Origin of the sequence: Pseudomonas sp. GM18, assembly GCF_000282195.1 — a bacterium.
Taxonomy (GTDB): Bacteria; Pseudomonadota; Gammaproteobacteria; order Pseudomonadales; family Pseudomonadaceae; genus Aquipseudomonas.
The window spans coordinates 14,703-33,871 of sequence record NZ_AKJT01000033.1 but is presented as its reverse complement, the minus strand read 5'-3'; the positions used below and the strand labels follow the sequence as shown (position 1 = coordinate 33,871).

Genomic DNA, 19,169 nt, shown 5'->3' with positions numbered 1-19,169 from the left:
CTCCGTCCTAATTGAACAACTTGGATTGCAGATCGTCGTTTTCGGCGATGATGCGCAGAGGGATGTCATAGAAGTCGCCGAAGGTGGCCCGCTCCGCTCCGAGGTGCTCGCGTAAGAGTTTGTAGATATCTTCCGATGTGCAGATCTCATGGTCGAAAGACCCGAACAAAGTTTTGATGCGCTCGATCGGTGCGTAGGCGTGCGGGATAGCAAGAGGGGTGTGGATGACTCCATGGTGGAGCAACTCGCGCATCACCAAGTGAGCGCCGATCTTCAAGGTGCGGTTGATAGGTGGGGCGTCGATACCGCCGCCTTGATATAAGGCATTCGCCCTAGGTGTCTTTAGTTGCTCCAGTGAGAAGGGCTCAGTGTACTTATCTACAGATTTGAACAAGTCAACATAATCATCCAGCCAACGGGCAAGCCGGTAGAGCTTCGGGAATTGACAGATCCACAGGAGCCACTTCTCATTATCATGTTGGCTCTCAGCATACTCTCCGATGATCCGCATCCAGTCGTCTGGTTGCTCCTTGGGGTCCTTCTCCGCAAAAACTTTCCACCAGCCTTGTTGCTGACAATGGTCAATGAACCCGCGATGCTGCTTTTTGCCAGTTTGGCCGATGCTTTGAAAAGCCCCGAGAGCGAAAAGGGTCAGCCAAGAGGAACGGTCGAAACGTCCAGTCTCCGGATTTTCTTGCAGGTCAACGGTCCCGCAGGGATAGAGGTCCTTGTGATAATTCGATCCGTAGGAGGCCGCGCCATCTGAGGAAGACCACCAATCGTGTATCCGCACAAGAGCAGTAGGCAGGTCGATGGACGAGCGAAATGCCTTCCTGGGCTTATCCCAATTGTCTAAGACAACACGAGCGATCTGCTCGCCGGTGGCTAGTAAGCGGATCAGCCCCTCGCGCTCGTCTTCCTGCAACACTCTCAGCAAGGTCTCGTTATTGAGTACATCGGCCAACCAGCCCTGGCCACGCACCTTCTCACTGACCTCGATTCGAAGATTGCCTTTGCAGAGGTAGATCAATGCGGCCTTCTTTGTCTCCTCATCTTCGAGTGAAAGTATCCACTTCGCGATATCTTTGGCCGGTGCCGCCATGCCTCCACGACAAAGGCGGAAGAACTCCAACTCCACGGCTGTGGCATCCTCGTCACTGAAATAGTAGTCCTTGTGCAGGCGTAATTGCGATGGCGCGAGGTTGTGGCGCAGTGATTCCTCCTGTTCGATAAGACTGCCATCGTTGGCGAGCAAGTATCCAACTTCTGCCCAACCGCCAGCCTGGGTACGGAACTGGAGCTTTTGAAGACGTCCCTTCAACTCACGGGAGTCTGACTCGGATGCGATCGAATCCTGAGAAATGATGCATCCCAGCACTAGGGCGTCTTCTGGCCCAACACGGGGCGGATCGAGTAGCCCGACAAGCGCTGTTATCCCTAAAGTTGCAGGCTTGGCTATCGCCCCGTGCTTGAGGATGGCACCGATCTCCCGCGACACGAAGCTGATGGCGGGATACTGTTGGTTGAAACGTGTCCAGGCAAATAAGAGTGCCAACACCTCGGGCGTAGCCAGTTCGTCCGTCAACTCGTAGCGGATATCCTGCGCCGAAACAAGCCTTTGGGCTGGGATCGGCAGCCCGTTGGGGACTGCGTCCGGCATATCACTGAGACATTTCAACAAGTCCAAGGCCACGGTGCGGGCCAGTTCGCCCGCAGCATCACGAGGGCGGTTGAGCCAGCCTTGAGTCAGCAATCTCCAGAGGCTAATCCAAAAGTCGTGGCTAGTGAGATCTGCCGCCAGGCGCAGTCGCTCGCGCATCACCGGCCAATTCGTCCTCGCTTCGTCAAGGAGCCGGCTCAGGGCTTCCCCAGCTTGCCGCCCAATATCCCTGGCGAGGATCTTGTTGCTGTCGCTGTTGCCGGCCAGTCGCCCTCTACCGGCGTCCAGATCAAAGGCTCCATTGACCGCGAAGCCCAGGTGAGCTTGCTCGCGCGTGGGTGCCGTGACCCAGAGAGCCGGCAGATCATCGGGCAGCTGTCTGCAGCCTTCGGGACCGAGGGCTAACAGCACGCTGCCGTGTGTGCCCCGTAAGCACAGGGCATCCGTATCCGTGCCCCATGTATTGTCACTCACTACGAGCCGGCCGTGCTCCAGCCCAAGGACGATCTCATCCGGAGCCCAGTCGAATTCTTCCATTTCAGCTCGGTTGATGGCGATGAACCGGATGGCCCGGCCGAACACGCACAAGAGGCCGGCAAGCCGACAAAAGCGTTGCAGGATCTTGTCTGGTTGTATCTCTGGCAGCAGTGGCAGCTCGATTAGGGTGCCCGGTAGCCGTCGATCGAGGCTGTGCCGGCCCAGACATTCCCGAGCAGAACCGGCTTCCTCCCAGGACTGAGGCAGGATGCCGGCGACTACCTCTACCGCCATATGGCCGCTGACAATGCGCGGCCGGTCGCAGACCAATAGTACGCTCTTGAAGCCCAGACCGAACTTGCCGGTGACCCCTTGAGATGTCTGCTTGTCCGAGGCCGAGAGGATGAGCATCTTTTCCAAGTCATGGCCATAGCCGCGAGCCTCACCATCGAAACCCACAGGCCCCCGAGCATTGATGGGGCGCCCCCAATGCAGGAAGCGCAGCGAATCACCGTCTGCTTCGACTATCAGTCGGCGGGAGACGTCCGGGATTTCACTGCCCTCGGCGGGAAAGGCCGCGATCTGCCCGAGTTCCATAACTGCGTCGTCGGCATTCTGGAATAGCTCGAAGGGAATGCTAGTCGAATCGTACTGGTAATCCTCGAGCTTGCTCCGCACACCAAGCAACACAGTGGTCTGCATTTCTCGATCCTGTCCGATGAGTTTCGCTAGGGACTCCATGGCTCTGCGCTGGGCTGCCCGCGCTTCGGACGCATCCCTCTGATCCTCTTCGGCTTCGGCTACCTTTGTGCGTTCATTATCGCAGGCGCGCAATGCCTTCTTGATCACTTCGCTGCCTACTGACAACTGCCGCAGATAGAAGTGGAGCGAGTCCAGAATCAGTCGGCGTGCCAAACCAATTTCGAGTTGGTCGGTGCGATCCAGCTGCTGCCATAGCGAACCAAGATTCGGTCGGCGTTGATTATATAGGTCGGCATAGAGGCGCTCTGTCGTTCCGCGAAGGAGGACCTCTAATTCCTGGGATGTGTGGCGAGCAGGATCAATGCGCCGGAGGGGAATCTCGACGCGGAAGCCCTTAATCCAATTCAAAGGGCCGGCCAGCAGGTTGCTTGGTCGGGGGCTCAAAGGTACGCGACGTGGTTCACCCAACAGGTTGGGCACCTCAACATGCGTCCCATCGACCACCCGAACCACCGCGTCAATGAGCTCCAGTGCCTCGGCTATCGAGTGCCCCCCCATCCACTCCAGGCGGCCCGTATCGTCGGATCCCGGATCATGCCAAGGCAGCTGCTCCTGCAACCATCCGAAGCTATGTGGATGCAACCAAGACTCCGCCAATTCGCGTGCGCTCCGCCAAAACAAAGCCATCAGCACGCCAATCATGAGCTCGGGCACCAGTCCTCCGCCCCATGGACGGAAGAAGCTCTCCAGCAAAACTGGAGTCTCTTTTCTCGCCAAGTCGAAGTCGAACCCGGCACTGGTGCCTCCAAGGCAGGCGGGCTCGCTGCGGGGACGGTTCGTGTGAAAGACGATGGCGTTGAGAATTTGCGCTTGTTGCTTGTCCAACAGGCATGCTGCCTCCACCTCGTAATCACCGGTGCACAGTTCGCTCGCCAGACGCCACTCTCCGCACTGGTTAGCAAGGCGCAACCCACCAAAACGGCTACAGATGATGTCGGGGGTGGCGGTGTACTGACGCAGGTATTGATCGTATGTGGCCTTGCGAACTTCCCAGTGATCGGTGTGGGCAGAGAGCCAATTCAACACTGTAAACAGCCGTTCAGAAGCCAAAGGGCGGACGATGCCGTGTCTCAATTGCTGCCAAGCAGTCTCCTCATTGAATGGTTGGTGGGCAGCCTGGCGCAACAGCCGCCAGCCAGGGAGCAGTTCGCATTTGTCGAGCAATGTGACCATGTCCTTGCGCATTTCCCCAGACCATGAGCCGATGTGATACTCGGGCAAATCACTTAGTAGAAGGGCCAATCGCGCGAGCCCGTCTTCCTCATTAGCGGTGGCAAGCTTCATCAGCAGTTCGAAGCCAGGGTGTTCGAGCAGACTTGGTGTGAGATCGGCTTTTGCGGCGAAACACGGCCCATTAACGGCCCGATGCGCGGCGACTAACCGCTGCACCTCTTCCTGGATGTGGGGGATATCAATCACGTCCTCCGGTTTGACCGGAGTTCCCTGTCGGGTTGGTAACCAAGCAACACGGTAAAGCTTGTCAGAAACTGGGTTAACTCCGACCTGCACTAGAGCATCTAAAATGGTTCGCCAGTGCCTAAAAGGCTCAGAGACCGCAAGGGCTATCTCCATCCTGGCGCGGACGTTGAAAGGTTCAAGCCATTTCTTCTGCTGGTCTGCCACCAGAAGATGGCTGCTTGGTGCAATGAGCGTCACCTCACAGCTCAATGCATCGTCGGGGCATCCGTTCTCAGGAGCACAATAGGTACGCTCCCCGTTGACCGACACCAGTTTTCCGCCACATGTCCTGTGCAGCGGCAGGTGTTTCCAGAGGTTTTCGTCCTCGATTTTGGAGAGGATCTCGTCCCGTTCGTCGCCACTAAAATCGCTAGGGTCGCCGATACTAATACCGACTCGTTGGAGCTCACCAATTAGATTTCCCGCGTCGACTTCCTTGATCCCCACTGGACTCCAGCGGCCCCGCGGCATGGTATCGGCCAGACTTCCATCGAGTAGGCCCCACTGCGGATCCTCGCCCTGAACCTTCTTCCACAATTTGGCCCACGCAGAATGCTGCTCGTGACCAGGAATCCACAGCGTCGCCTCGTCGTCGGACCGATGGGCCGGCGAGCCATGCAACAGATAACGCAGCCCCCGCCGCGCATCAGTGTCGGCACCTGGGTCGTTCGCCTTCTCCAGGAGCGTGCGGCGGTAGGCAAGGAGTCCGAGTCGGTCAGTGGTATCCCTACCTACTGAGATAAGACAGGCGCGCCCGTCGTCAGCTCGGGGTGGCTCTGGTTCGCCCGGAAACAGATCCCGGTAGGTCTCGGCGCGTACCAAGTAAACTTCTGCAATGGGCAGCGCCAGGGCCAGTAAAGGTGTAAGTCCGAGACGGTTCTCTTCTCTTGCGCCAGGGGCGAAACCGAACAGAGTTCCCGCGTTCCGCACCCGCTCGATATCCTCTCCCGAAACCGCCAGGTCGCTGCGGGTGCGAACATCACGTACTGCGAGGACCCGTAATGTGCGATGGGTCCGCAAAAATCTCCCACGCGCCTCATTGTCGAAGGACTTAAGCAGCCCTTGAGCAAAGTCGAGGATGGCGCGCATCTCGGTGGAGACAAGAGACGCGTCCAACGCTTGATCGACGATACCTAACCATCTGGCCAGGGTTTCCCCGTCAGGTACTGCATTGCCTGGAGACTCCTCGGAATCCAACTCTTTGGGTACCAAGAGAATTGGTGACGCGATAGACCAAAGGCGGGTGGCGAGATCAACCGGGAGTTTCGCAGTGAAAGAACTACGAGAAAGACAAGGGATGAACCCCACTAACCGTCGAATGTCAGCGCCGTGCCGTCCCAGACTCTGCAGGTCAACGTCCCGGAAGCCCTCCCGTATGAGCGTAATAATTCGATTTCGAAGCTTTTCGGTGCCTTTGTATGGACCAGCGCAGTCGCTCAGAAATTTAGCAAGGTACTGGATCCGCGGCGCCTCGCTGAAGACATTAGGAACAGCGGACAGCAAGTCGTGGATTTCTTCCTCCTGCCATCGGGGCTCACCCGCTATCAACGGAGTGGCCTCTTGGTCAAAAGGCAAGATCTGCATCCGTTCGAGGTGTGGGAAAACGTACCATGGGCGTTGCGCGTCAGACATAGGCGGAGTCGGCAGGGGCCGCAGGTGACTTACGCGATCAGTTTCGATGCGTCGCCACGCTGGCTTAGCTTTGCGCTCCAGTATTCGCACCCAAGCACTGCTTCCGCAGACTAAGCTGCGGAAGCGGATGAACCAGTGCGTGTTGGCGAGAGCGTTCGTCAGGTCTTCGCACTGCTTATCTGTAAGCAGGGAAGAGATGACGTAATGTTCCAAGGCTGGGAGTACCAGCGGCAGCAGCACTCTCTGGGTGAGACATTGGTTCCATGTCGTGCGTAGCATGGCATCGTCCATGGTCTCCTCGGCGAGTAGCTTCGGCTTCTCGTGGAGATGCTCGAAACCATGAATGCCCTTGCGGCCAGCGTCGATGAAGAACTGTCCATGCAGCACCAGGCGATGATGTCGCGTTCCTGGCTTGTAGTGATGTGTTTCTCGATCATGCTCCAGCGGCAGAAACACTGCCCATTCGATGTCCAATCCTCCGCCGGAATCATTGTCATCGCAGAACATGGCCGCTGCCTCGGCGCGAGCTTTATCTAGGGTCACGCATTCGCGCCCTAGGTTGTTACGGTACCTTGTCTGCGGCCACTCGGGACGGCTCTTGAGCCTTGAGAAGATGTCATCTCTGTCTTGACCCACGCGCCGAACACCCGCGAACCCATGTACGCTATCGCCCCCTCCTAAATCCACGACTCCAGCGGCCTTGCTATTGGTTTCGCAAATTGGGACCAGTGAATTTTGGGGGGGCAGCAGCCGCTGATCGGCTTTGAGTTGCACGATAAAGGGGCAAGGACCTGTGCGGTGCTCGATCCGCTCCAGATGATGGAGCAGCGGTAGGATCTGAGCCAGTTCCACCTTTAGGTTGGATTCCTCGAGAAAGGCGAGATCTCGGCTGGGATTATCCCCGGGAAAATGAGCGACAATAGGGTCGGTTTCCGCCCCTAGGGAATTGAACAAATGACGCGTCTGCCGCAGAGGGATCCACAATAGGAACCATTCTGAAGCACTGTCCGCGCCTATATCTGGACGCATTTCCCGTACAACCGCCTCCAATCTCCTCCTGTCGGCGGCGTCCATCTTGTCCCACTCCGGATGAGGAGTATGCCCATCGCTCTTCCAAGGAGTTAACCCCTCCAAGTGGATGTGCTGGCCGTCCCAGGCTACGTAGAAAAGTGCCTCACAAAGATGAAAGACACTCTTCATGCCCAGACCGAACTTGCCTATGCTCGCGCTGTCGCCTGCCTTAGTGTTGATGCCGAATGAGCGTAATGCCTCTGAATCGCTCTCCTTGAAATGCCCGTCGTTGTAGAACCACAGCGCGGGCCCTTGCAAGAGAGGGTGTATTGCGTCCAAGAAACCAGGATGGCTCCCGAAGACGAATTCCCTCGCCTCGGCATCATCGGCGTTTTGGATTAGTTCTTTCAGGATAGGGAAGCCGCTGTCGTAGCGATCACGCAAGTTGTCTGCAATCAGGTTGATGAAGCTTGTAGCGAAGCCCTTCATATCGTCCATATCTTCCTTCCCTAGCTCTGCAAGACCTGCATTGCCGGAGCGAAGTGGCATGCTCCTTCTATTTGTTCCCGCGCAAGCTTCCGCAATCTTCGCTCCTTCGGCGGCGATAGCCCATAGCGACGGGGGCCATTCAGAACATCTACAGCCCCAGCGAGTGATGGACCCCGCGGATGCTCGGTTTGCTCTGCCGGTATCAGGCGCTAATGTGCGAAGTGTAGTGTCGATTCCGAGAATAGGCGCCCAACCTTGACCTGATACCGTTGACTGACACACTCGAAGTCGATGCTCGTAAGCGGCCAGCCATCACACCTTGCTGGGCGGTTCCCAGTTATGCGGCAGTAGCTCAGTAATCGCGCTCATCTTCTACGTCGGCAACCGCTCCAGCACATCCTTTAAATACTCACACGGATCATGCTCGTTGAGCTTGGCTGACTGGATCAAACTCATCAGCGCAGCCGCACGTTTGCCACTGCGTAACGACCGGGCAAACAGCCAATTTTTGCGCATCAAAGCAGAAACTCCGCGTTACGGGGCGAGACCATCAGGAGGTAGGAGCCGGAAGCTCCGAGGGCCGGTCTGGGTGCTTAGATACCACGGGCGATACATCAACGGAACCAAGCTCGCTGATGCGGTTTATCAGTAGGCAGGAACCGCCGTATACGGAACCGTACGTACGGTTGTGTAAGAGGGCGGCGGATGCAAATCCTACTCGATCGTCGAGAAAACTTGCTCCGGCGTGGCTGAGCGAACCGAGTTAAGGATATGGCTTCACGTCACGATAGCAAGTTCCTCGACGCTATCGCTCCCAAAAAGGTGATTCACCGTTGCGAGAGCTGTATCCGGCATGGTTTGCGTGGCGAGCACGGCAAGCCGCGTCATGGGCCGGGAGATGGATACATAAAAGAGATTACGAGCACGATAGAAGCCCTTCGTGTTCTTTGCGTTCAGCGCATTTGTCTCAATAAGTTCTAGTAGCTGTGGCCAGTTGTAGTGATTCCAGCCACCTCCAAGCACTACAAGGACGTTATCAAACTCAGCACCCTTGACGCTATGCTGCGTGGCAAAGGGGGTCTGCTTCTCAATGAACTTGACTACCTCGATGACTTCTCCGTAACGAATATCCCGCAGCTTGCTGTACCGCTGAAGTGCGGAGGCATCTTCGGGTATAGGGGCGCCATCTAGTGCGATAAGCTCTTCGTCACGCCGCAGCAGGCGCTCCGGTGGCGATGGGCGTCTCGTTGTCTTCAGGTGGTCGATGAGCTGTCCGATCGTTCCTTCTGTACGCAGTTTCTGAAGGGTGTCCATGTCGCGGCGCCAGCAGGCCTTGTCATCATGCTTCGTGATCGCGGGGCCGGAGCCGAACGCCCTGAACATACTGCCGTATCGAGATGCACCGTAGGCCTCGCACATGGGTTCAACGACTTCTGCAAAGAACTTGATCGCCGGGTCTTCCTTCTTTGTGAACTGTTCGGTACGGCCCCTGAACACTTCGGCAATGTTGGGGTAGCCCTGCTCAGCAGCTAAGACGTTGTGGGTGAGCATGAGTACCTTCGTCTTGCTCAGATCCCAGCCCTCGGCTTGCAGCCGTTGCATCAAGGCTTCCCGAGTGCTCCGCGCCAGGTCAGCTGGCAGATCTTCCTTGGAGTGGCTGTCGCTGGTCCGTTGACCCTTATAGGCGTTGGCGTGAAAAAACCTCGCCTCGCCCTTTGCCTCGGGGGCGCGAACGGCCTGGGGCAGATCTGGGCGCAGCTTGTTAAGTACATCTACGACTGCGGGCACTGACCGAAAGTTGGAGCCTTTGCCAATCTCTTCGATCGGATATTCGGCGAGTTCGTACTCGCTGCGATAGATCGTCTGCCAATGATCCCCAAAAAGACCTACGATCGGGCCGGTATTGGGCATCAAGAAATGCTCGGTGATCGCCTCCATGAATTGGCGATGGGTATCTTGATACTCGTCTATGAAGATCACTGGAAATTGCTGGCTCAAGATGCGTCTAAACTTCTCCTTGCCCAGAAGCTTGGCCATCATCTCCGGAATGTCGTCGTGACTCAGTGTGATTCTGTCCGTGTCGACACCGAAGAATCCAAAGTCGTAATCCACAGGCTTTGAGCCTACTCCTCCGCCTTCCTCGATCTTCTCGTGCCGGTCGCCCATTTCGCCCACGAGGTCACGCAGTGACTTCTGAAACTGGCGTAGGAACGCCCATGAGAAGCCGTGGATAGTATCGACAAGAATGGCCGGATGATCCTCAATCTCCTGGGCAATCTCGTTACGGGCAACCTCGGTGTAGGTGATGCAGGCAACCTTTTGCCCAGCTTGAACCAACGCCGGGCCACGCTCTGCAATCAGTCGCTTCAGCGCAGCGACCAGGGAGTACGTTTTACCCGCGCCTGCGCCGGCTTCAAGACGAAAGCTGCGACCTGCATCAAGGGCCTCATCGATCCTTCTCTGGGCCTCTTGCGCAGCGATAAGTGCGGGATTCTCGGCAGGCTCAGTCATGCTGCCTCCTCCTTGGCTGGCGCTTCCAGATTCTGTGCGGGTTGAGGAGGGGGTTCGGAAAGCCATGCAAGGCCTTCCTGGATATAGCGAGGTACCGCCCATTCCTTCTCGCGGATGGCAAACCGCAAGGCTGTATCCGCTTTCGCGAGCCCCTTCGCGATCTCCCACGCCTCAGTGGCCTCGTCCTCTTCCTTTGGCCATTCAAATCGATCCGGGTTTGCTAGGACGAGCGCGTCTTCATAGCTTCGAGCGCACATGTTCGTGCCAGGCTTCTCCGCAATCTGATAGGCAATGCGACGGTATCCGCTCTGCTTTTCTTCGGCGGTTTTGCCAATAAGTTCGGCAGGCGTGATTTGCCAGCCGTCCCGATCTTTGGAGTCTTCGGGGCGGAACCATTCTTTGATGGCTGCGTTCGACGTCCGCTGGCCTTCAGCTACCGGGCACTTCTCCCACGACGTAATCGTATTTCCTTTTTTGTTTTGCTTTTCCACCGGTTTGGTTGAATCCAAGTCGGTGACGACCAAGGTCTTGAGTTCGAGGAAGTCGAGCAGCGGATAGAAGATGTGCGCGTAAGCTCCTCCGACCTCGACACATGTCACATACTGTCTGGCCAGCTTGTGTTTGTCGTCGAGCGACCTATCAACCAATTCACACAGACGGGGCATCAGCAGCCGCTCCGTTGTTCCCTCGACCATAATGGCCTTGTCTGCAAAGTACAGGTCACACTTGGTCAACGTCATGTACTGGTGCAGGAAGTCCTGGTCTTCGGGAGAGATGGCGCTCATGCCCTTCTTGAAATCTTTGACCTTAGTCTGTCGGGTGCTCGCCTGGTTTGGCGACTCATTGAGGAAATACCGTACCGCCTCAAACGATGCAGCGTTTGCGACATGTGGAGAATGCGTCGTGATGACAAACTGAACGTTCCACGCGGACTCTTTGGGGTAGCTGGCCGACAATTTTCCGATGGCAGCATTCAATTGGCTGATGAAGACTTCTTGCATCTGCGGATGCAAATGAGCCTCAGGCTCTTCGATGAAGATTAGGTGGGTGGCCGGGCGAGTCGCCTTGGCACGGTAGGCCTTATGGTAGCTCTCGAGCTGCAACAGCATGTAGATCAGATTGCGAGTTCCGAGGCCGTTGTAGCCCTCCGGCAGATGTACCCCGTCTGTGCCGGTGTAGACCACCTTTGTGTGGTCCGAAAGCAGGGCCTCCACGTTCAATGAGGTCTCAGGCCGAAGCTCGGTATCGTTGAGGCTCGGAAAGCCCAGCACTTCCATGGCCGGCAGCAGCTTCTTCAACATCTCATCGAAGTCGCCTTGAACATTGCGTTCTATGTCTTCGACGGACGCCTTCAGCTTCGCCGCGAGTTCCTGGTCTGCGGCCGCAGCAGTTGGTGCTGCAGCAGTCTTGAATAGCGCGCTGAGCAATTTGCCAATGACATCGGCATCGCCATGCTTTGCATGATCGAGAGTTCTTTGTGCGCGAACGAAATTGCACTGCAGCAGAGCCGCCATTGCGGCGGTGCCCTCAAAATTACGTCGATTGGTGTCGTCGGTGGGATCAATGGCACAAACATGGATGCTGTATGCCTTGGGCAAAGTGTCGCGCAACGACCTAAAAAAATGCGTTCTTGGTTCGACACCTTCTGGCGCGGAAGGTATGTCGAGCAGCGTGTGGAGCGTTGCCAAGGTCGGTCGGTACTCGACACGCGCAATGGCTGCAGTGGAGTCTACGTCCAGGTCAATGACGAAAGGTGAAAGAGGCCCTAAATTCGGGATCGCGCCGTCATAGCGGAAGGTGAGCGTAAGAGAGAGCGTCGGGAGTGCAGCTAGTACATCCTCTGGTTTTGCCCCCTGTTTTCTCAGTGTCGTTGCATTGTAGAACCGCTCGCGCGATGCGACCGAGAAGTCTTCCAGCCGAAATCGCGCGCCGGTCTCCCCGGTGAAGCGATCAAAAATGTCGGTGAACGATGTCTTTCCGCTGTTGTTGCGCCCTACGATAACTGTGGAATTGCCTTCCAGCATGATCTCAACATCCTGAAGGAGTCGAAATCCCTCGACCCTAACCTTCTCGACTCGCATTCTTGCTCCCCCGATTGGTTGTCCTAAGCGGCTTCCTACTTGCCGGATATGTATGTCTCTGTGCGTATATTTGGTGAAAAGCTAAGTGTAACGTTCGTCAGTAGAGCGTGACCCGCCAAGAGCATCTCTCGATCGAGCCAGGTCGCAAAGTCGTGCTTTGCACCGAGCCTCGCGATGCGAGTCTCGCCCAATCCGGGCTTCCATCACTGATGACTTCGACCCGGATCCTCGATCCGGGCCTGCGCGCTTCGCTTGCGCGGGGTCTGCGCCCACAGCGGCCAGATACCTGTCCAGCCGCCTCCCTTGACTTCATCACCATGTCCGCGACTGTAGCCTACGGCCGCCTGTCGTCAAGGCAAAGGGCCGTAACCTCGGCTGCGCCAACCTTATGTTTGTCTTTTTGACGGCCCGCGGCCGCGGACTCCTGACCGTTGAGAGTGATGAACTCAGGAAAGACGGTGGTAACGAGGCTGGCCCAGGTCTCTGCGCCGACCCCATTGGAAGAGCCGAAAGGCGGGCTCCGAATCTGGGAGTCCGGTGGTTTGTCGACAGCCAATGCGGGGGCTCGGTAGGTGTATTGGTGTATTCCCCGTACGCTTACGGAGCAATAGCCCAATGCAGCTGTTCAGGGTTTATGTTGGCCCTGAGCAAACGATGCCGGTACCGAGGGGTGAGAGGGGGTGGCTGCTCGCCACCGAAAAGTCGGTGGCGGCTAAAGTAAGAGCATGCTGTTTAGATTTCCAGGCTTGGCGGCTTGGCCAATACAGACTTAAACCTCCGCTTCCCAGGGGCGACGCACGAATCGGACATAGACGCCCAGGGCATCAACTGGCGACGAGTATTTCCTTATCCCGACATCGGAGCTGATGAGAAGGATCGGTGCACTCGGTTCCGCGGGGACCTCAGTGACCAACCAAGGGGCGAGGCTTTGCACAGGCGGCTGCAGGAACGCCGTCTCGCGCCGCAGCCCCAGTGCCTCACGTACGTTCTCCTTCGATGAACTGCGCACGTCTTTGCAACTGATGCCCGCAAAGACCTGCAAGTGAGACGGACGTTCTTCCGCACCAGGTTCGAGTACACAGACGTCAAGCTCGTGTCGGGCCTGGCGGGGGGCCTTGCCCGGATCTCCGCCGTTATGCGCCCAACTCAGCGACTCAAACTCGACCGAGGTCCAAGCTTCCCCCACTGACTGACCAGCGGCATCGAGCAGATCAAAGTGTGAGAACCTTTTGCGATCAGCTAGAGCTGGTTTACTCGCCACAACCACTTCTGACGCCTTACCTCCCTTGGATGGTGGCCGATGAATGATTGACCCTTTAGGGTGTGCACGCCGAAATACCCTCAGTAAACGAGCTAGAACCAGCATTTCGTACAGCTTGTCGCGGGTCATCGCTTGCAGTTGAAGAGGGGGAGGCGCTTTCGCGGCAATGTCGAAGAGCGCGCCTACCGCATTGACCAGATCCGGTGGCGCCGGTTGGTTCTTCTTTTTCTTCTGGACGCCTGTCGCGTGGGGTGGAGTCGTACTCATAAATCCTCCTTGGTCTCTCGAGGGAGAAATTCGAGTAACGCTTCCCGCAACGCAATTTGCTGCTTCGTCGGGCGCCGTCCAAGGTTACGTCGTAGGTTGGTTTTTCGGTTGCCGACGCGCATCTGCATTGACTCGACCTGCTGATCGCGTGCGAGCAACTCGTTGAGTTCGCGGCGAACTGCTTGCTCGGTTCCGATGTTCACCGGAAAAGCGAGCACCATCAGTAACGACAGGGCTTCTTCAAATCGCTCTTTGGTCTCGCTGCGCCTCGCGGGTTCCGCGTTGCCACTGCTTAACCTATTACTCTGGGGCTCCTCTCCAAGGGGCTCATCAGGCTCGACTGGCGCGCTGAGCTTGGCCAGCTCCATGAACTGGTGGATCAATGGCCCCTCATACGTGGAAGCTCGTCGATGTATCTCGCGAAGTGCCTGTTCCAGGTCGTCCTCACCTTGTAATGTAATCTGCATGCTTCCTCCATGAATGTTTCAGTGTCGCGGCTCTGGCAGCTATGCGGTATTTTTTCAGAGACGACTGTGCGGACTGCGAGTTGAACGCTGGTTGTATCGTTTCCTGTGGACCTTCGGTTTCTCGAACTGTTTCTGCACCCATCGCCATTCTTCAATCTCTTTATCGACCCTCTTGGCGATGCCATGAAAATCCTGGACATAACGTTGGAAGAGGCCAGAATTTATCAGAAATACAGTACCACTCACCGTGTGAATTTTGGCCTTGCTGGCATTGATGATCAGTTTGTGGCTGAGGATGCCTTCATTGACCCAATTCAGAAATGTTTGGCCAAGGTCATCCGATGGGAGGGGGAGGTTTCGGGCAGGCTTTCTGACGGCGAGTCACTGATCTCTGCCCCCTCCAACTCGAACATATCGAGCAGAGTTCCAAGGTAGTCGGTATTTTCCATCGCCATGGGGTCTCTTGGCGAAGAGCTCTGACGTGATCCTGAACTGACAATCTTCGGGGTTGGTGGTGATGTCGGAGAGTCAATCGGCTGCATGTTCACCGTTCAGCTGAAAGCCTCAGGCCAGTCTATCGACTCGCAGAGAGTCCGGTCGGAGCTATCCTCATCAATAGCCTGCTCGGCCTTAGGCTGGGGGCATCCTTTTGAAACCATCCAAAGCATGCCCTCAAATATGCCCCCGAATGTAGCAATCCACTGGAAGTGAATGGATCTCCATGGTCTATGAAAAGGCAGAGATCATCAGATAAACAGCCTGCCAGATGCCCCCTAGAGACTCTCAGGGTCGCCAAAGAACATCTGAATCCGCGACCTCAACCACCGCTCACCCGGATCATTATCCTGCGACCCGCGCCAGGCCATGTGCAATTCAAAGCTGCGCACCGGTAACGGCGGATCTTCCGCCCGAACGCCACCGGCTGCGGTCAACGCTTCGGCGGTGTAGTCCGGGACGGTGGCCACGATGTCGGTTCCGCTGATCAGTGTGCTCAATCCGTTGAACTGCGGCACCGCCAGCACCACGTGCCGTTTGCGCCCCAGTTTCTCCAGCTCTTCATCTATAAAGCCGCTGAGGTCGCCCGCGAACGACACCAGCGCGTGGGGGCGGGCGCAGAAATCATCCAGGCTCAACGGCCCCGGCACTGTGTCGGCACGCAACAGTTTCGGCATGCTGCGGCGCAGTACTTTGCGCTTGGCGTTGGCCGGAAGGTCGGCGGTGTAGCTGACACCAATGGAAATTTCGCCCGAGGCCAACAGGTTCGGCATCAGGATGTAGTTGGCCCGCCGCACCACCAACACGATGCCCGGCGCCTCGGCACGCAGCCGTTTGAGCAGCATCGGCAGCAACGCGAACTCGACATCGTCCGACAGGCCGATACGGAATACTGCGGTGCTGGTCGCTGGATCGAATTCCGCCGCACGACTGACCGCGGTGGAGATCGAGTCCAGGGCCGGCGAGAGCAGGGCAAAGATTTCCACCGCCCGGGCGGAAGGTTCCATGCTACGGCCGGTACGCACGAACAGCGGGTCATCGAACAGCCCGCGCAGGCGCGAGAGCGCCGCACTGATGGCCGGCTGGCCGAGGAACAATTTCTCCGCAGCGCGGGTCACACTGCGTTCGTGCATCAGTGTTTCGAAAACGATCAACAGGTTCAGGTCGACACGACGCAGGTCATTACGATTCATCTGGAGTCCTGGCAGAGTCAGCAAACTTGACGTGAGCGACCATATGAGAACAATGGCCGGCATGAATCTTACGGGGAAAGACTGGTACTCTGCACAGGGTAATTCAGTTTTCCCTGAAAGGCTGCTTCGGTTTTTACGGCATTGGATGATGTCGCCGTCGCTGCGGAATCAATGACAGGCATGTCGACTATTAATAGCCACTGATGGTCTTGGGTAGAAAGCCCAGATAGAGTTCAGGGCATTAGAGGTTACTTTGACGAGGTTTGCGATGTCCCGCACGATCCGTTTTCACAAGTTTGGTCCAGCCGAGGTGCTCAAATGCGAAGAGCATGCGGCCGCTCTGCCTGCGCCGGGCGAAGTGCAGGTGCGTGTCGAGGCGATTGGCATCAGCTGGTACGACATTCTCTGGCGCCAGAACCTGGCTTCCTCCCATGCTCGCCTGCCTTCAGGCCTGGGTCATGAAATGGCCGGCGTGGTCACGGCGCTCGGCGAGGGTGTCGATGACCTGGCTGTCGGTGACAAGGTCGCCAGTTTCCCGGCCGAAAGCCCCAACGACTATCCGGTCTACGGCGAACAGATCGTTCTGCCGCGCACGGCGTTGACCCGCTACCCGGACGTGCTCAGCCCGGTCGAAGCCAGCGTGCATTACACGCCGCTACTGGTCGCCTACTTTGGCTACACCGATCTGGCGCGCGTCAAACCCGGGCAATTCGCTCTGGTGACCGACGCCAGTCACTGCGCCGGGCCGTCGTTCGTGCAGTTGGGCAAAGCCCTCGGCGTGCGAGTGATCGCTGCGACCAAAACCGCGGACGAGCGTGAATACCTGCTATCGCTGGGTGCCGAAAAAGTCATCGTCACCGAAGAAGAAGATCTGCTGATGCGGATCAACAAAATTACCGATAACCGCGGCGTCGACGTGGTGTTCGATGGCCTCGGTGGTCCGCAGATGTCATTGCTCGGCGATGTGCTCGCACCTCGCGGCAGCCTGGTGCTCTATGGTCTGCAAGGCGGTAACCAGACACCATTTCCGGCCTGTGCGGCGTTCCAGAAGAACATTCAGTTCTTCGTGCACTGCATCGGCAACTTCACCGGCAAGCCGGAGCTGGGCATCCTCCAGGATCAGGCCGCGCTGCAACGTGCCCTGCGCGACATCAACCAGTTGACCGCGGACCGTGTGCTGCTGCCGCTCAAGACGCGAGTGTTTCCGTTTTCCCAGTTTGTCGAAGCGCACCGCTACATGGACGAATGCCCATGCCGCGAGCGGGTCGCCCTTGAGGTCGAACCTGCCTGAGCTCTTCGTACGAGCCTCTTTGTATAAGCCCCTCTGGAAAAGTCCGTGCAAGCACGGACTTTTCCGCTGTCAAAACCTCCAGAATGAGACATCCCATTGATCCCTCGGTGGGGCGGTTCAGCAACTGAACTGGTTTTTGCTCTCGATCTGTATCTTCTAATCATTATGTAAGCCCTGATAATTGAATGATTATTTCATCTCAAGGAAAGAGTCATGGCTGGGTATCAGGTTGAAACTTTTCAACGCGCATCGGCAATACATGCTCAACAAATAATTCGACGCCGCTCGGCGGTCATACATTTACTGGCAACTTCTTTCTTTATTTCTTGTATTACATGTCTGTGGGATGTTGTCGGAAATTTCCTAGGAAATCGCTCGGGGTCGAAAAACACCAGCCCTGCTGGGCGTTGCGGCGGCCCGGCCCTGATTGAGGTCCCCGAGGCATGCAACCATTTCAAATAATTACACAATGCTTAAGTGCTAGCATTTGATAACAGCCCCGCCACCCCATTCATGACAGGCAATCCGTCGCGCAGTACATGTAATTGTTTGCGAGGCGTCGAACTTATGAGTAACAGGTAAACAATGATGACCCATACCCATGAACAGGCAATGAATTATGTTTATCAACAAGTACTGCAGCGCTTGCTGAGCTTTTTCTCTCGCGCCGAGCGCACGGCATTGCAACTGATGATTCAGCGCCTGGTGGTGTCGGCTGGAGGTATGGAGCGTATCGGCGATTACAAGGTGTTGGCGATCCAGTCCGGGTCCCGCGACAGCTGCTACACACTGGCGCTGCTGCGCGCCGCGCAACTGAGTATCGCCGGTCGGGCACCGGCGACGTTTCAGCTGCGAGTGGCCACTTTGCGCTTGAATGGCACGGCTGCGACAGCGCTGGAAAACATCCATCGCAGCAGCAGTGCATTGTTTCTCTACGACGATCCCCGGGTCGAAATGTTGATGGTCGATAATCGTGAAGTCCTGCCGTTCAATCACCAGGGGCCAATCTCCGAAGCCGGCCGCGAGTCGAATCGGCTCAACCTGCTGATGGTCGGGCACCGTCGTGCCTGGAACGGGCCGCTTGAGTTGTGGGACGACGGGTACCTGGCCACGGGGGAGTTTTATGGACAAATCGCTCGCTGGGACAACGGCGTCGATGTCATGGTCAGTAGCGATTCACCCCGTCGGCAGGCGCAGTTTCTCGATGGCTTGAACCGTGCCGCAGCCAAGGCCGGGCTTGCGCCGCCGAACCGCCACGAAACGGGCTACGAGGGATTGTTCGCGCGGCTCGATGAATTGGGCAGTGATTGCTATCGCGAGTTTTATCTCGACTCTGCTCCGGCTGCCTGGCGTCCTGCCGACCGCTTTGAAGCCTGCCGCCGCACGACCTTCATCGACATTCACGACATGCTGGTCAGCAACCTGGAAGAGCGCTGGCCGCTGCTCACTGACTTCCTCGGGTTTCAACCTGACGAACTGACGGCTCAACTCAGTGATAACGACCATGTCAGTCTGTCGATATCCGCGCACCTTCGCGGCTTGCAAGCGCGCTTTGTACACGGTCGCACGTACGAGGAGGGCGTCATCGAGTACCTGCAACGGGCGCTGGTGATGATGCGCCGTAAACAGTTGCCCGAGCGTTTTTGCGAGCAGGCAATGGAGACCTTCGGCAATCCGCTGACAATGGCCGATCAGCGCGGATTGGCGACGGCCGAGGCACAAAAGAATCTCGGTTTGAGTGAAGCCCAACTGGTGTGTCTGCTGTTCGCCCCTTTTGTCGATAATGGCGCGGCACTGGAGCATTTTCTCCGTCAGTGCCACCCCGGCATGCTGGTGGCGCTGCCGGAATTGCACCGGGCGATGCAGGGCGGCCCGGCACCCGAGCAGGTTCTGCAGTGGATGGTTGATGTCAGTGGGTTGTCGGTCAGCCTGATCGGTACGCTTTACCGCATGGGGCCGGTGGTTCGGGATGAGGGCAGGGTGCCTGGCACGGAAAGCGGCGACGCGGGCGTGCAAGCTGAAGGCATGGACCCTGAAAATGAAACGGCAGTGACTGGCGAATGGTCGATGGGCCAGTGAACGTTCCTGGTTTGGCGGATTCATCAAGAGTGCGT

At 57.1% G+C, this 19,169-nt stretch carries 8 protein-coding genes and 2 pseudogenes; 2 read left to right on the top strand and 8 right to left on the bottom strand.

Going from position 1 to position 19,169, the window contains the following annotated elements; translation table 11 throughout:
• Positions 1-7 precede the first annotated feature (7 nt).
• The 8 genes and pseudogenes from PMI21_RS18830 to PMI21_RS18855 form a co-directional block, all read right to left on the bottom strand.
• On the bottom strand, positions 8-7,498 hold the full coding sequence (locus PMI21_RS18830) for a sacsin N-terminal ATP-binding-like domain-containing protein (protein WP_007936662.1): 7,491 nt from the start codon (positions 7,496-7,498) through the stop codon (positions 8-10).
• A 363-nt stretch (positions 7,499-7,861) separates the two neighbouring features.
• Positions 7,862-8,011: pseudogene (locus PMI21_RS28770) on the bottom strand (transposase domain-containing protein); the annotation flags it as partial.
• A 255-nt stretch (positions 8,012-8,266) separates the two neighbouring features.
• Entirely contained in the window at positions 8,267-10,000 is a 1,734-nt protein-coding gene (locus tag PMI21_RS18835) for a UvrD-helicase domain-containing protein (protein WP_007936658.1), read from the bottom strand.
• A complete protein-coding gene (locus tag PMI21_RS18840) occupies positions 9,997-12,081 on the bottom strand; it encodes an ATP-dependent nuclease (protein WP_033063910.1) in 2,085 nt (694 codons plus the stop codon). Before PMI21_RS18840 ends, PMI21_RS18835 begins: the two co-directional genes overlap by 4 nt.
• Positions 12,082-12,850: 769 nt before the next feature.
• Complete coding sequence (locus tag PMI21_RS18845) at positions 12,851-13,609, bottom strand: hypothetical protein (RefSeq protein ID WP_007936654.1); 759 nt, start codon at positions 13,607-13,609, stop codon at positions 12,851-12,853.
• Complete coding sequence (locus tag PMI21_RS18850) at positions 13,606-14,076, bottom strand: hypothetical protein (RefSeq protein WP_007936652.1); 471 nt, start codon at positions 14,074-14,076, stop codon at positions 13,606-13,608. Before PMI21_RS18850 ends, PMI21_RS18845 begins: the two co-directional genes overlap by 4 nt.
• 54 nt (positions 14,077-14,130) lie before the next feature.
• Positions 14,131-14,624, bottom strand: a pseudogene (locus PMI21_RS28765) (conjugal transfer nickase/helicase domain-containing protein); the annotation flags it as partial.
• A 225-nt stretch (positions 14,625-14,849) separates the two neighbouring features.
• Positions 14,850-15,764, bottom strand: a complete 915-nt coding sequence (locus tag PMI21_RS18855) for a LysR family transcriptional regulator (protein WP_007936649.1) — start codon at positions 15,762-15,764, stop codon at positions 14,850-14,852.
• 268 nt (positions 15,765-16,032) lie between these two features.
• Here PMI21_RS18855 and PMI21_RS18860 point away from each other — a divergent pair, with 268 nt between their 5' ends.
• Positions 16,033-17,055, top strand: coding sequence for a zinc-dependent alcohol dehydrogenase family protein (locus PMI21_RS18860; RefSeq protein ID WP_007936647.1), 1,023 nt, complete (start codon positions 16,033-16,035; stop codon positions 17,053-17,055).
• A 588-nt stretch (positions 17,056-17,643) separates the two neighbouring features.
• Positions 17,644-19,134 (top strand): hypothetical protein, encoded by a 1,491-nt coding sequence (locus tag PMI21_RS18865; protein WP_033063907.1) that lies wholly within the window; start codon positions 17,644-17,646, stop codon positions 19,132-19,134.
• The last annotated feature ends 35 nt before the right edge of the window (positions 19,135-19,169 follow it).

Bases quoted from the DNA above. Each gene is read 5' to 3' on its own strand.
- PMI21_RS18830 (WP_007936662.1), bottom strand. From the start codon at position 7,498: ATGGACGATATGAAGGGCTTCGCTACAAGCTTCATCAACCTGATTGCA.
- PMI21_RS18835 (WP_007936658.1), bottom strand. From the start codon at position 10,000: ATGACTGAGCCTGCCGAGAATCCCGCACTTATCGCTGCGCAAGAGGCC.
- PMI21_RS18840 (WP_033063910.1), bottom strand. From the start codon at position 12,081: ATGCGAGTCGAGAAGGTTAGGGTCGAGGGATTTCGACTCCTTCAGGAT.
- PMI21_RS18845 (WP_007936654.1), bottom strand. From the start codon at position 13,609: ATGAGTACGACTCCACCCCACGCGACAGGCGTCCAGAAGAAAAAGAAG.
- PMI21_RS18850 (WP_007936652.1), bottom strand. From the start codon at position 14,076: ATGCAGATTACATTACAAGGTGAGGACGACCTGGAACAGGCACTTCGC.
- PMI21_RS18855 (WP_007936649.1), bottom strand. From the start codon at position 15,764: ATGAATCGTAATGACCTGCGTCGTGTCGACCTGAACCTGTTGATCGTT.
- PMI21_RS18860 (WP_007936647.1), top strand. From the start codon at position 16,033: ATGTCCCGCACGATCCGTTTTCACAAGTTTGGTCCAGCCGAGGTGCTC.
- PMI21_RS18865 (WP_033063907.1), top strand. From the start codon at position 17,644: ATGACCCATACCCATGAACAGGCAATGAATTATGTTTATCAACAAGTA.